Raw genomic sequence first — 13,525 nt, 5'->3', positions numbered from 1 at the left:
TCCTCTCGATGGTCTTATTCGGGTATGGTCTGGTCGCCGGCCGATATGGCGGTTGGCCAGGGGACGGCCGAAAAATCCGGTTTCTCCCGGGCGAGGAAGCTGGTCACGCCAATCCGGTACTCATCGCTTGCGTATGAGCGCTCGTACCAGGAATTCGCCACGGCGTCTTCCTGCCCTTGACCTGCTGCTGCACGGCCGACCAGGACCTTGGCGCCGGCCAGGGTGACGGGGGCTCCTCCGGTGACTCGACCGAGGACGGCATTCCAGCGGGCTTCCACGTCTTCGGTCAGGTGGACCTCATGGAGGAGGGAAATGCGCAGGGCTGTATCTGCTTTGACGATTTCGCCGGTGAGCAGCAGCAGTCGCGCCCAGGCGGCACCAACTTCTTCGACCAGTCGCGTCGTGGAGGTCTGGCTGTAGACGATGCCGAGTTTGGCCGGAGTGATGCCCATTTTTGCCGTGGTGTCACCGATTCTGATGTCGCAGGCGAGGGCCAGCTCGCACCCGCCTCCTACGCACCAACCCCGCACCAGGGCAAGGGTCGGTTTGGTGCATTCGATGATGGCGAGTTCGGCTTCCTGCACGGCAGCGGAGTAGTGACGCGAGTTCGCTGCCCCGGACCTGACGGTGCTGAATTCGCTGATGTCCGCGCCGGCCGAAAAGGAATCCGCGGTCCTGCCGGAGAAGGCAATCGCCCGTACCTGGTCGTTGCCTTCAGCAAGATGAATGATGCGGGGCAGGACCTGCCACATTTGCAGGTTCATGGCGTTTTTGCGTTCGGGACGGTCGAATATGACATGCAGGACCCTTCCCTGCAACTCGACGGCAATCCCGGCCGGCAGGTTGATGCCTTCGAGGATTTTGAGCGTCACCACGGTGCTGGTTTCGCTCATTGCGGAAGTCCCGTCGAGGAGAAGGTCATGGCTGCGGGGTGGCGTCTGTTCCAGCGTCCGCTGTGAACTGAGAGGACAAAGGACCGGACGGAGCGGTTGAACTCTTCCGGTTCTTCAAGGTTGATCGTGTGTCCGGTGTTGGGGAACACTCTCCATGCCGCTGTTGGCAGTGCTTTTTTGAGTCTGAAGTTGGCTTCAATGCAGCCGTCGTCCTCGTCACCGGTCAGGATGAGGATCGGTTTTTGTGCCTCGCGCAGACCTGGAATGAGCTCGTCCAGGGAAGGACGTTTGCTCTGGACTCCTTCCATGGTGCGGGCAGAGCCTTCGCTTGAATGGCGGGCAAGCCCGTCTCGGAACAATTGCCAGGCCTTGTCGTCCTTGGTCCTGAGCTGGATGCGGGTGGGACCCTCGGCGTACGGGCCGGCCAAGGTGGACCAGCCACTTTCACGAAGCCGCCCGGCGAGGCCCATCGACTCAGCAACGAACTTCTCGCGGGTGTCGGGGTCTGAGCCCCAACCGCAGCCGGCCACCGTCGCAGAGAGGACGCGATGCGGATGCAATGCGGTGATGTTGGCCGTCGTATAGCCTCCCATCGAGAGACCGACAATGTGGGCTGCATCGATGCCTTCGGCGTCCAGGACGGCCAGCACGTCCTGGACGGCGTGCTGCTGGGAATACGAGCCGGGACCTGGAATATCGGAGGGGTGATATCCACGTGCCGCATACCGGATGCACTTGAAATCGGCGGACAGCTCTTGGACTTGCGCGTCCCAGCTGTCCATGTCTCCGGCGAATTCGTGGATGAAGAGCACCGGTATGCCCTCACCGTCCACCCGGTAGGCGATCGCGGTTCCGTCCGCACTTGTGCTGAGGCGGGTCATGACAGGGGTCCTGCCGATGGATGAATCACGGTGCGTCCTCCGGATCCAGCCTTCATGCGGTCGAATGCGTCTTCGACGCTGTCCAAGGCCAGTCTTTCGGTGATTAGGCCGTCCGTGACGAGCTGGCCGGACTTGACCCATTCAATGAGGCGGGGATAGTCGGTGCCGGGATCCCCACCTCCTGCGACGCAACCAACAAGCGAGCGGGAGAAGTAGAACAGTTCGAGCGGGCTGAACGTGACCTGGTCGTCCTTGCTGCCGATGCCCACGACGACCGTCGTGCCGCCGCGGCGCGTCATCTGCCAGCTCTGGCGGATGGTTGCTCCTGCACCCACACAATCGATGACTGCATCGGCGCCGCGGTTACCCGTGAGCTTCCGGACGCGCTTTGCTATGTCCTCGCCGGCTTCGACGGCGACTGCCCCGTGGTTTCGGCGATTGCTAGGCGCTCTTGGCTGCGGTCGATGGCGATGACCTGGGATGCACCACTGAGGAGCGCCCCTTGGACGGCGCTTAGGCCGACGCCTCCAAGTCCCACTACGGCCACTGACTGGCCAGGGACTACTTTGGCGGAGTTCACAACGGCGCCAACGCCGGTTGTGCTGGCGCAACCGAGCATGGCGGCTTGGTCTGGATCGATTCCTTCGATGGGCATTACCGAACGTGCAGGAACGACTGTTTGCTCGGCGAAACCGGCGACTCCGAGCCCGGCCCAGACGGTGTTGTCTTCAGCGTCAAGTGCCAGGGGCCGCTGGGTGTTATCGGCTGCATGCTCGCACAGGTGCTTGTCTCCGGCTTTGCAGAACCAGCATTCGCCACAGGACGGGTTCCACAGCAGGATTACGGTATCGCCTGCTTTTACCGTTGTGACGTCCTGGCCGACTTCCAGTACGGTTCCGCTGGCCTCGTGGCCGAGTACTGCGGGCATCTTTTGCCCCAGGGTCCCGTTGGAGAGGGAGAGGTCTGAGTGGCATACTCCGACGGAGTCGATCCTGACGCGGACGTCGTCGGGTCCGGTTTTCCTGAGCCTGATTTTTTCGACTTGGCCCTGTTCACCGGGTTTGCGGTGCACAAAGGCGAGGATTGCCTCGGCGTAGACGTCCTCGGGAGTCAGTGGCTGATTGGTGCTCATCGCTGTACCGCCTTAAATTCGCAGAATTCTTCAAGCCCGGCCTTGCCGAGCTCGCGTCCGTGGCCGGACTGCTTGTAGCCGCCGAAGGGCGCCAGGGGGTTGTATCTTCCGCCGTTGATGTCGATCTGGCCGGTCCGGACCCGCTTGGCCAGGGCAACCGCGTGGGACTCATCGGCAGCCCAGACCGCGCCGGAGAGTCCGAAGACTGTTCCGTTGGCGATCTCGATGGCTTCGTCTTCGTCGCGGTAGGTGATCACCGCAAGCACGGGGCCGAACACTTCCTCTTGGGCGAGGCGGGAGTTGGGGTGACTTTGCCGTAGATGGATGGCTGGACGTACCAGCCTTGTTCGGGAAGGTCTGTGGCATCGCTTCCGCCGTGGATGGTTTCGAAACCATCGGCTTCTGCTTGGCGCATGAAGTCAAGCACGCGGGTCTTCTGAGCCTCGGAAATCATCGGGCCGACACGTTCGCCGGGCACGTATTTGCGAGCGGCTTCCGCGGCCAGGGCCTTGACTTCCTCGTACCGCGCCTCAGGGACGAGGAGCCGTGTCCACGCGCTGCAGGTCTGGCCGGAGTTCAGGAAGCTGTTGGCGACGGAGACCTTCACCGCCGTTGCCAGCAGCGCGCCCTCCACGTCTTCGGCAATCAGGCTGGCGGACTTCCCGCCCAGCTCCAACGACACCTTCTTGATGGTGCTCGCCGCATCCCGGGCAACGATCCGCCCGACGTTGACCGATCCCGTGAAGGACACCATGTCCACGTCCGGGTGCAGGGACAGCTGCTCGCCGATTAGGGAGCCAGGTCCGGACACCAGGTTGAAGACGCCTGCAGGGAATCCCGCGTCGTGCATCGCGTCGGCGAAGGCGTAGGCGGTGAGAGGGGTCAGATCGGCCGGTTTGAGAACGATGGTGCAGCCTGCGGCCAGTGCCGGGACGATCTTTGCGGTGATCTGATGGAGGGGATAGTTCCAAGGGGTGATCGCAGCGACCACGCCGACAGGTTCCCGGTAGATCGTGCTGTTTCCGACTGACTCTTCAAAGCTGTACTGCTCGAGGAGGTCCGCGGTGGTCCGCAGGACCGTGATGGGAAGCTGCAGGTGCACCCGTTCTGCCAGCTGTCGGGGTGCTCCCAGTTCAGCGGTGATGGTGTCGATGAACGACTCCCGGCGCTCTTCGAGGATCTCGGCGACACGGCGCAGCAGTGCTGCGCGCTCGGCAGGAGCGGACTGGGACCAGCCGGTGAAAGCCCCGGCCGCGGCCTGGACTGCAGCGTCAACTTCCCCGGCGGTGGCTTCGGGAACCTGACCGACAGCCTCGAGGGTAACCGGGGAGAACACGTTCTTTCGGGTTCCGGCAGCGGGAGTCCACTTGCCGTCAATGTACAGTTCGTCGCGATTCATTTTTTCTCTTTCTGGTTCAGGAGTTGGTGGAGTCAACATCGGTCAGGGAACGCTTGTAGGTTTCAGGGGCCCAGGCGACCGCGGCCATGGTGATCACTGCGCAGATAGCCAGGTAGATCGCGACGGGAATCCATGAGTTGAATTGGGCAAGCAGTGCCGTGGCGATGATGGGTGCCATTGACCCGGCGAATACGCTGGCCAGCTGGACTCCGACCGAGATGCCGGTGTAGCGGACCCGGGTTGGGAAGAGTTCTGCGTAGAAGGCCGCTTGCGGACCGTACATGAGGCCGTGAAGGATCAGGCCGATGGACATCGCGGCCACAATCACCAGGAAGGAGCCTGTTCCGAGCATTGGGAACAGCGCGAAGGCGAAGATCAGCATGCCTGAGGCTCCGATCAGGTACGGGACCTTGCGTCCGACTTTGTCTGACCAGGCGCCGAACAGCGGGATGAGCACTGTTTGAATTCCACTGGCGATCATCAGGGCGACGAGGGCCGTTTCACGGTTGGATCCAAGCTGGGTGACATAGACGAGCGCAAAGGCTGTCACGGTGTAGTAGAGAACGTTCACGGCGAAGTGGCCGCCCAGAGCCTGGAGCAAGGCTTTGGGATGCTTTGTTAACACTTCCTTGACCGGTACCTTTTGATGGCCGCTGGCTTCATCTGCTGCCTTGGAGGCCTCGAAGACCTTGGGCTCGGATACCGAGATCCGGACCCAGTAACCGATACCCAACAGGAGGGCAGAGAGGAGGAAGGGCACACGCCATCCCCAAGACAGGAACTGCTCATCAGGCAAGGTGGCTGCAAACAATGCCAGCACACCGGCGGCCAGGACGTTACCCAGCGGCGCGCCGACCTGCGGCCAGCTGGCAGCGAAGCCGCGCCGACCGGGCTTTGCCTGTTCTGCCAGGATCAGGACAGCACCGCCCCATTCACCGCCGAGTGCGACGCCCTGGACGACGCGCAGCAGCGTCAAGAGTACTGGTGCCATGATTCCGATGGCCGCATAAGTGGGCAGTAAGCCGATGAGGACCGTGGATCCGCCCATCATGAGCATGCTGACAATCAACAGTTTCTTGCGGCCCAGTTTGTCTCCAAAGTGACCGAAGACGATCCCTCCAAGCGGCCGGGCGGCGAACCCGACGGCGTAGGAGCCGAGAGCCAGCATCGTGCCTACGAGAGGGTCGCTGTCGGGGAAAAACAGCTTGTTGAATACGAGTGCGGCCAGCGACCCGTAGATGAAGAAGTCGTACCACTCGATGGTGGTGCCGACCAGGCTGGCCGCGATGAGGCGCCGCATGCTGGTCGTGCCTGTCGTGCCGGATTGTTGGGGTTTGGTGCGGGTGGATGCCATGGCGTTCTCCTTTGAACGGGGTGGGGCGAGGCCTATGGTTGGGGGAAAGTGAGCTGGAGGAGTTCGGCCCGGATTTCCGCGTCGTGCTCCCCAAGGGCCGGAGGTGGCCTGTGCACGGTGGCGTGTTGTCCGTCCAGGTGCCAGGAGCCCCCAGGAACGCTGAAGTTCTCGCCCGAAGGTCCCGGGAAGGTCAGAACGAGGCCGCGGGATGCCGTGGCTGGATCCTCGAAGACTTCCTTGAGGTCCCGGATGGGACCGCCCGGCACTCCGCCTCTTCGAGCGCCTGTACAAGTTCGGGGCTTGTCATGGCCGCGGTACGGGCGTTGAGCACGCTGTCCAGCTTGTCGCGGTTGTTGCAGCGGTCTACGTTGTTCCGGAAGTCAGCGTCGCTGAGCAGTCCGGGGAGGTCAAGAGTTTCGCAAAGCCGGGCGAACTGGGTGTTGTTGCCCACCGCTATCACGACGTTTCCATCCAGTGTTCGGTAGCAGCCGTAGGGGGCGACGGTGGGGTGGTGGTTGCCGCTTCGCCCGGGGGCGATTCCGGTAGCGAAGTAGCGGCCGGCCTGATAGGCGAGCATGGAAACCAGGGTGTCTTGCATGGCTATATCAACCAAGGCCCCTTTACCGGTGCGCTCCCGGCGCAGTAGCGCGGCCAGGACTGTCTGGACGGCGTTCATGCCGGAGGCGACATCACCGACCGGAACGCCGGTGCGCAGAGGCTCTGAATCCGGCATGCCTGTCAGGCTCATCCACCCCGACGTCGCCTGAACGACCTGATCGTAGCCGGGCTTGGGCGGCTGGTCCGCGCCGTAGCCGGAAATCGAGCAGTAGACAACTGAGGGGTTCAGCTCCCGCACGGCAGCGTAGCCGATGCCCAAACGGTCAGCGACCCCTGGCCGGTAATTCTCGATCACAACATCAGCGGACTTGATCAGCTCGAGGGCGACACTGCGGTCCTCTTCTTTTTTAAGGTCAAGGGCAATGCTGCGCTTGTTCCGGTTGATGGACAGAAAGTAGGAAGCTGCCTCTCCCACGAAGGGCGGGCCCCAGCTGCGCGAATCATCGCCGCTGGGTCGTTCAACTTTGATCACGTCTGCACCGAGATCACCGAAAGTCTGAGTGGCGAAAGGTCCGGACAAGGCGGTCGTGAAGTCGACGACGCGCATGCCCTCCATTGGCAGAGTCGTGCTGACGGCCGCATCGCTGGGGCTCAGATGGGTTGACATCGTAATTCCTTTCGTCCCATAATGTGGAACAGTGTTCTACAAGGCGGAATGATGTTAGTCACAATGATCATGGAGGTCAAGCATGAAATCTGTCATCCAGGCATTTCGGGTTCTTCAGGAGGTCGCTGAAACACAGCCTGTGGGTGTCAGCGATTTGGCCCGTCGGCTGGACCTCCCCAAGTCGACAGCTCACCGGTTCCTGACGACCCTCGAAACCGTTGGCTGGGTTGCCCGAAAGTCAGGAAGCCAAGGTGGGCAGTGGGTGCTGAGTGCAGCCCCGGCCATCCTGGCGCAGCGCGTGGCCGCAGACAGCAACCTGCGGACCGCCGCCAAACCCGTCATGGAACGGTTGCGAAATGCCTGCACCGAGGCGGTACATCTGGCCGTACCGCAATCGGGTGAAGTGGTGGTCATTGACCAGGTTGAATCCACCCAGCCGGTACGGATCCACTGGCCCGTTGGCCAGCATTCCCCTGTCCATGCCAGTGCCAACGGCAAGGCGATCCTGGCGTTCTCAGGGGGGCAGCAGCGGGCAAACCTTTATCCTGAGTCCTTTGAGGTGTTCACCCCGGACACAATCTCCTCTGCCGAGGAATTTGAGGCGGATCTTGCCCAGGTGCGTGAGCGCGGGTTCGCCATCGTCCGCGGTGAGCTCCGGGAGGACATCTGCTCCCTTGCTGCCCCCATCTTTGGCGGCCGCAGCAACCCGGTCGCGTCATTGTCGGCATTTATGCCGACGTACCGCATGCCGGAGGATGAGGGCATTCTGGGGGCGATGGTCCGGGAAGCTGCCGCGGAAATCAGCGCCGCCATGAAGCTCGGTCAAAACGGATAGCTCAGCCGGTTCCCTGAGCATCGACTGCAGCCAGGCGCTGCAAATCTGCTGTGACTTTCGGAGGAAGCCTAATCGCCCGCCCATTGCGGGCCAGGACTATTTCAGTCATGCCCGTCGCGTAGTCCAGGTCATTGAGTGACCCGTGAATCCGGAAGCCGATACGGAACGTGACATGAGAAACTCGGCCAACGCCAAGCTCAACGAACACTGGAAGGTCCCGGTAGAAAAGTGGACGCCAGAAACGGACATGATGCTGGACAATCCGGAGTTGAATTCCGGCCCCGAGACCCGAAAAATGTCGAAAGGCGCCGGTGCGTGCCTGATCAGACCAGCCCCGGGCGGTGCCCCAAGCAGCGTGCTGCGAGCCTCCCCGCGATCCGCAAGACCGCGACGTCATCGACCAAGCCCCAGGGCCGGCATCGGTAAACCTCAATGAAATGGCGGTCATCACCACGGCAGCCACGCTCTTTTCCTCTAGTGCTGCGACGTACCAGCGAATGATCTCAGGCCTGCACACGTGGCCGCCGGTCCACCATATCGGGCGAATGATCCGAGGTTGCTTGACCAGACGGGATACTGTGACTAATCTCATTCCACGCAGAGAGACGGTGTTCCACAATATGAAACACCCATAGTTGTCAAAACCAACACCGACAACCATGTAGCGCTGTGTGCGGACCTAGAACTCCGCCGCCTAGCCACGCCAGGCAGTCTCTTTCGTATCCTCTACTTCGCTGGCACCACAGGGCAACGATGCCCGACCCCGTGCCTGCGGCTGACTCATGAAAGGCTTGGTATGGTTGCTCAGCTCACAGCACTGGTCATCTTCATAGCAGTATTCGCGGCCGGTTCGATCCGCAAAGGGCACATCGGCGTGCTATCCCTCGCCGCTGCCTGCGGCGTCGGACTCTCGCTGGCCTCGATGTCCCTCAAAGACATCATCGGGGGTTTCCCTGTCGGCATCATGATCCTGCTGGCCGGGGTGACGTTCTTCTTCGGCATAGCCCAGGCCAACGGCACAATCGACCAACTCATCGATCGGTCCATAGCAAAAGTCGGAGACCGGGCCGCTCTTTTCCCCATCCTGTTCTTTGCCCTTTCGTGCGGGGTAGCAGCCATGGGGTCGTCCCTGGCCGCCCTGGCACTCGCACCGATAGCAATGCCTCTGGCAAAGAAATACATGATCGACCCCATGCTCATGGGCCTGGCCATAGGTACCGGACTGACAGCCGGAGCCTTTGCCCCAACCAGCCTCTTCGGAATCATCAGCTACGGAACTGCCAGAGAAGCTGGCATTGACCTAAACCCACTCGTGCTCTTCACCGTAGCCATCGTGACCAACCTCGTCCTCTTGGTTGCCGCGTTCCTCATGTTCGGCGGCACCCGGCTGCCGCGCAGCCAGCGGACCCAAACCCCCCATGACATCGAAACCTCTGGATATTCATCTCCCCTTCAGGAAAACCGCCCTTCCAGCCCAGGGACCGTGGCCACCAGCGTTGATGCGCCAGTCGACACCAAGACCAAAGCAGCACGGCTTACGACGGCGCAGATCGCAACCATCACCTGCATAGCCGGGCTCCTCATCTCCTTAATCTGGCTTGCTCTGACCGGCGGGAACCCCGATGTGGGAATTCTGTGCTTCGCGTTCGGTGCTGTCCTCACCCTTCTCGACCCGGCCACCAGCAAGACCGCAATCACCAAAATTGATTGGCCAACCATCCTGCTGGTCGGCGGCGTCATCACGTACGTGGGCGTCTTGGAACACATGGGAGCCATCGAACTCATCGGCCATTTCGCCGAGGCCGCCGGAACCCCCCTCCTCAGCGCCTTCGCACTGTGCGTTGCCGCCGGGCTGATCTCCGCCTTCGCCTCAACCACCGGCATGCTCGCCGCGATCATTCCACTGTCTCTTCCCCTCGTCGCAACCGGAGGCATCCCCGGCTGGGCAATCATCACAGCACTCGCCATCTGCTCCGCACTCGTGGACCTCTCTCCATACTCGACAGTCGGCGCAACAGTCATCGCCACCGCTCCAGAATCAGAACGGGCCCGCATGACATCCAGACTGATGCGTTGGGGCATGAGCATGGTGATCATCGGCCCCGTTGCTCTGGTGGGACTGCTCGTACTGCCCGGAACCCTCTAACCGAACGTCTCCGCAGCCAACGCTTGGGCGAAAGCCCGAACGCGTTTGCTTCAATAGGGGCACGTAGGAACCGACCCAGATTTTCTGAACGTGGCGTGGCCGCTTGTACGTACGCGACAGGTGTTGCCCTAGAGACTAGGGCGCTAGCAAGCGGACGCAGCAGTGCCCGCGGGTAATTCCCAGAGGCACTGCTGCGTCATACCCGTGGCGTTGGCTATAGCGACCGACCCCTCAATCGTTCCGGATCAACTAACGCGGTCTAGTCGGCGGCTTGTTGGGCTAGTGTGTGGGCGAGTCGGTAGGAGTCTGTTCCGGTTTCGATGATGGTGCCGTTGAAGGTGAGCCGGTCCACTATGGCCGCGCAAAGGCGTGGGTCGGTGAAGGTTTTGGTCCACCCACAGAAGGATTCGTTGGTGGCGATGGCAACGGACGCTTTTTCCTCGCGTTCGGTGAGGACCTGGAACAGAAGCTCGGCGCCTCGCTTGTCCAACTCCATGTAACCCAGCTCGTCAATGCAGAGCAGGTCCACGCGGCCCGTAGCGTGCGATGGTTTTGGCCAGGGCTTTATCATTCTCGGCCTCCACGAGCTCGTTCACGAGCCTCGTAGCGAGGGTGTATTTAACCCGGAAGCCCTTCTCCGCCGCGGCCGTGCCGAGCCCAATGAGCAGGTGGGACTTGCCGGTGCCGGAGTCACCGATAAGGCATAGGGGCTGCCCCTTGCGTATCCAATCTCCGCTGGCCAAGGTGTGGATCGTTGCCGGGTTGATGTTCGTGTTCGCTTCAAAATCCAAATCCCCAAGCCACTTATCCCTCGGGAAGCCAGCTGACTTGACCCTTCGTGTCGAGGAACGCCGGTCACGGTCATCACACTCCGCCAGAAGTAGCTCCCGCGAGGAAGCCCTGATATGAGAGCTGTTCCTTGCCAGCGACATGGAGTGCTTCGTCCAGGACCGCCCTGATCGTGGGCAACCGGAGCCTCCGGCAAGCCTGGTCCACCGCAGCGACGGCGGCTTGCTCGGTCAGTCCACGGCGTCGCCGCAGGGCCTGGGACACGACAACAGGCGTGGTTGGGCTCATGAGATCTGCTCCTTGGAATTGGTTGCCGGTCCGGATGCGGTGGCACGTTTGGCCAGTAGCTGGTCATACCCAGCAACCGTGGGGACAGGTCGCTTCTCCGGTGGCAGACCAGCGATCACAGCTGCCGGGTCGGCAAGACGGCGCTGGGTGAGACTGACAATCCGGTGCTCGACGATTTCTTCTTTCTCGCCGGAATCGCAATCGGGCTGGACCCACCCAGTGCGCGCTGCGTTCAGCGGCCACGCGCTTGGCCTCGACAGCGACAACGTCGGCGCTGACCGCGCCCACCGATAGGGCAGCGGCGATCCCGGCAATGACTTCGGTAGCGTCCATGACCCTGAGTAAGAGCAACACATCGATGAGTTCCAGGATCGCTTTGGTGTCACCGTCGGTTTTCCGGGCGGCAGCCCAGAACGCGTCATGAGCCGGAGTGAACACTCCTGATTCACGGGCCTGCGCCAACGCAGTGGAGCCCGGAAGCGCGCCAGGCTTTATCCGGAGTACTTCAAGGTAGTGGTCCAGCTGCACGCATTGCCGGACCCTGCCCACGGTCCGTGGGTGGGTCGCGATCGGCGTCCGGCCGTCAAAGATCTTCACCTGCGTCGCCTGCAGGGACACCCGGACTTTCCGATTGACAAACCGCGCCGGAACCGAGTACTTCATCGAACGGAACGAGACCAGCGACGATCGATCGACCCGAGGCGTCAACACCAGGCCAGGATCAAAGCCCCCCACCGGCAGGGGTGCAAGCAGAGGCTGTTCCACAGCGAAATCGTCCCCAATGGTGCGGAGCCTTTGTGCGATCCTCCGGGCGTCCTCTTCCGCGTCCCAGACCCTGAGCCTGTCATTGAGCTCAGCCAAGGTCTTCACCACCGGCACGGGAGTCAGGAAATTCCGCCGGAACCTGCCAACTTCGCCTTCGATCCCACCCTTTTCATGGGCGCCGGCGATCCCAGGCTCACAGTAAAAGGCATCGAAGCCAAAGTGCGATTTGAATAGGACCCAACGCTCGTTCTCCACCCGCTGCCGCCCGGCACCATAGACAACCTTCGTCACGGCTGAAGTGAGGTTGTCGTAGCGGATGTGTTCAGTCGGGACACCACCCAAGACCTGGAACGCGTCGATATGACCCTCCAGGAAGGCCTCCTGCACACAGGTCGGGTATATGCGATGGACGGACTTTCCAGAATGACTTAGCCGGAAAGCGAACATGTAACACCGGGTCCGCACCCCGTCCAGATCCACCCACACGTCACCGAAATCGACCTTAGCCTCCGCGCCCGGAGCGTGTCACGGCACTCCGCGACTCGGCCAAGCACTTTCGTACAAGCACCTGGGCCCACCCACTCGACGCGGCAAAGCATCGCAAGGAGATCGCCCGAGCCGTCAGTGACGAGCTCTCCAGCTACCCCACCGCTTTCAGTACCCGGAAATCAACCTGACCGGCTACCTCTCTGCACTCAACGAGATCAGCGAGATGGTGCCTGTGGACCTGTCCGGCAGTCTCCGGGACGCCCTGCACGAGCATCTTCAAACATGCCGCGCCCGGGGCGTGGCCCTCGCATCCGCCAACGATGACCAGTACCGGGAAATGGCCGTCACAATGGATGGACTCCCCAGCCACGCACTAATTGATGAAGCCACTTCCCTGCTTCGACGCACACCACCTCCAGCAGAACCGTCCTCCGCAACGGTAACGGCCGAAGACCTGGCACAGCGATTCAGAACGGCACTGGCCAATTACGACCTCCCCGACTGGAACGTACAAGTCAGCCTCGACATGTCCTCAAGGGCGAGCGTTAATGGACCCCTCAAACGCATGCGCATCCGCGCAGACGCGACCTTCACAGCATGCGAAGCCAACCGACTCCTGGTGCAGGAGGTGGGCGGACACGTCCTGCACTGGGCCAACGCCTCTCGCCAACACCAACCACTTGCCTTCGTGGCCCTAGGGTCAGCCGTGGCAACCGAAGAAGGGTTGGCATTGTGGGCCGAGACCAAAATGCAACGGCTGGACACCTCCGCACTCCGCACCTACGCCGCACGCGTCATTGCCGTAGATCAAGCACAGACGAGCGGAATCCTCACTATCGCAGCAGGCTTGCAACAGCACATCGGGCAGCCTGCAGCCGTGGACATAGCCATCAGAGTCAAACGCGGCCTGAGCAACCCTAACAACAACGGCGGATTGACCAACGATTGCGGATACTTGGGCGGCCTAAGAAGGATCGAAAAACTCGCCTCAACCAATAACCACGGCCTAGAGCTCCTCCAAGGAGTCAAATGGTCAACTGAACACCTGTCCCTGGCCTTGGAATTGCACGCCGAAGGCGAGTTGAAGCGACCAGAACTGCACCATGACTCCACTGCACTTAACATCTTCAATGCCTAGCCATTCATCTTGGCTGAAGGAGGAGGGATGTCAGCCGTCTTGAGCGCGCGCGTCCTGGCCTTGCGGGCCACGAATCCGATGGCCTGGCGCTGAAGGCGCCGGGCCTTAGGTCGTCGCTCAGGAACCCGTAGTTCAGGTCACCTCGGCAGAGAACGAGTTCACCTGTTCCCGCGGCTTCCTGGTCCACCAAA

Annotated in this window: 8 protein-coding genes and 4 pseudogenes; 3 read left to right on the top strand and 9 right to left on the bottom strand. The window is 61.7% G+C overall.

Annotation, left to right across the window (positions count from 1 at the left end; all coding sequences use genetic code 11):
- Positions 1 to 14: 14 nt before the first annotated feature.
- The 7 genes and pseudogenes from ABRP34_RS23650 to ABRP34_RS23620 all read right to left on the bottom strand — a co-directional run bounded on the left by ABRP34_RS23650 (position 15) and on the right by ABRP34_RS23620 (position 6,824).
- The gene (locus ABRP34_RS23650) at positions 15 to 893 is read right to left on the bottom strand and encodes an enoyl-CoA hydratase-related protein (protein ID WP_353713543.1); all 879 of its coding nucleotides are present in this window, start codon (positions 891 to 893) and stop codon (positions 15 to 17) included.
- Positions 890 to 1,774: an alpha/beta hydrolase gene (locus tag ABRP34_RS23645; RefSeq protein ID WP_353713542.1), complete on the bottom strand. Its 885-nt coding sequence runs from the start codon at positions 1,772 to 1,774 to the stop codon at positions 890 to 892. Before ABRP34_RS23645 ends, ABRP34_RS23650 begins: the two co-directional genes overlap by 4 nt.
- Positions 1,771 to 2,169, bottom strand: coding sequence for a zinc-binding dehydrogenase (locus ABRP34_RS23640; protein ID WP_353713681.1), 399 nt, complete (start codon positions 2,167 to 2,169; stop codon positions 1,771 to 1,773). The genes ABRP34_RS23645 and ABRP34_RS23640 overlap by 4 nt, the downstream gene beginning before the upstream one ends.
- Positions 2,166 to 2,906 carry an alcohol dehydrogenase catalytic domain-containing protein gene (locus tag ABRP34_RS23635; RefSeq protein ID WP_353713541.1) on the bottom strand — a complete coding sequence of 247 codons (741 nt, stop codon included), beginning with the start codon at positions 2,904 to 2,906 and terminating at the stop codon, positions 2,166 to 2,168. The genes ABRP34_RS23640 and ABRP34_RS23635 overlap by 4 nt, the downstream gene beginning before the upstream one ends.
- Positions 2,903 to 4,305: pseudogene (locus tag ABRP34_RS23630) on the bottom strand (aldehyde dehydrogenase family protein). Before ABRP34_RS23630 ends, ABRP34_RS23635 begins: the two are co-directional and overlap by 4 nt.
- A gap of 16 nt (positions 4,306 to 4,321) precedes the next feature.
- A complete protein-coding gene (locus ABRP34_RS23625) occupies positions 4,322 to 5,659 on the bottom strand; it encodes an MFS transporter (RefSeq protein WP_353713540.1) in 1,338 nt (445 codons plus the stop codon).
- Between the two features lie 32 nt (positions 5,660 to 5,691).
- Positions 5,692 to 6,824 (bottom strand): annotated as a pseudogene (locus ABRP34_RS23620) (CoA transferase).
- A gap of 142 nt (positions 6,825 to 6,966) precedes the next feature.
- Between ABRP34_RS23620 and ABRP34_RS23615 the strand changes: the two are divergent.
- A complete protein-coding gene (locus ABRP34_RS23615; RefSeq protein ID WP_353713539.1) occupies positions 6,967 to 7,719 on the top strand; it encodes an IclR family transcriptional regulator in 753 nt (250 codons plus the stop codon).
- 796 nt (positions 7,720 to 8,515) lie between these two features.
- Complete coding sequence (locus ABRP34_RS23610) at positions 8,516 to 9,865, top strand: SLC13 family permease (RefSeq protein WP_353713538.1); 1,350 nt, start codon at positions 8,516 to 8,518, stop codon at positions 9,863 to 9,865.
- Between the two features lie 259 nt (positions 9,866 to 10,124).
- Here ABRP34_RS23610 and istB read toward each other — a convergent pair.
- Positions 10,125 to 10,942, bottom strand: a pseudogene (gene istB / locus ABRP34_RS23605) (IS21-like element helper ATPase IstB).
- Positions 10,939 to 12,232, bottom strand: a pseudogene (locus tag ABRP34_RS23600) (IS21 family transposase); the annotation flags it as partial. The pseudogenes istB and ABRP34_RS23600, both read right to left, overlap by 4 nt.
- 142 nt (positions 12,233 to 12,374) lie before the next feature.
- On the opposite strand from ABRP34_RS23600, the gene ABRP34_RS23595 reads away from it, so the two are divergent.
- Positions 12,375 to 13,334: a tyrosine/phenylalanine carboxypeptidase domain-containing protein gene (locus tag ABRP34_RS23595; RefSeq protein ID WP_353713668.1), complete on the top strand. Its 960-nt coding sequence runs from the start codon at positions 12,375 to 12,377 to the stop codon at positions 13,332 to 13,334.
- Positions 13,335 to 13,525: the final 191 nt, after the last annotated feature.

It is taken from the genome of Arthrobacter sp. K5, assembly GCF_040448525.1.
GTDB classification, from domain to species: domain Bacteria; phylum Actinomycetota; class Actinomycetes; order Actinomycetales; family Micrococcaceae; genus Arthrobacter; species Arthrobacter globiformis.
The sequence above is the reverse complement of the archived record's forward strand: the minus strand, read 5'-3'. Positions and strand labels throughout refer to the sequence as shown.

Coding starts and splice junctions, on each gene's coding strand:
- ABRP34_RS23625 (WP_353713540.1), bottom strand. CDS start 5,659: ATGGCATCCACCCGCACCAAACCCCAACAATCCGGCACGACAGGCACG.
- ABRP34_RS23645 (WP_353713542.1), bottom strand. CDS start 1,774: ATGACCCGCCTCAGCACAAGTGCGGACGGAACCGCGATCGCCTACCGG.
- ABRP34_RS23650 (WP_353713543.1), bottom strand. CDS start 893: ATGAGCGAAACCAGCACCGTGGTGACGCTCAAAATCCTCGAAGGCATC.
- ABRP34_RS23615 (WP_353713539.1), top strand. CDS start 6,967: ATGAAATCTGTCATCCAGGCATTTCGGGTTCTTCAGGAGGTCGCTGAA.
- ABRP34_RS23635 (WP_353713541.1), bottom strand. CDS start 2,906: ATGAGCACCAATCAGCCACTGACTCCCGAGGACGTCTACGCCGAGGCA.
- ABRP34_RS23610 (WP_353713538.1), top strand. CDS start 8,516: ATGGTTGCTCAGCTCACAGCACTGGTCATCTTCATAGCAGTATTCGCG.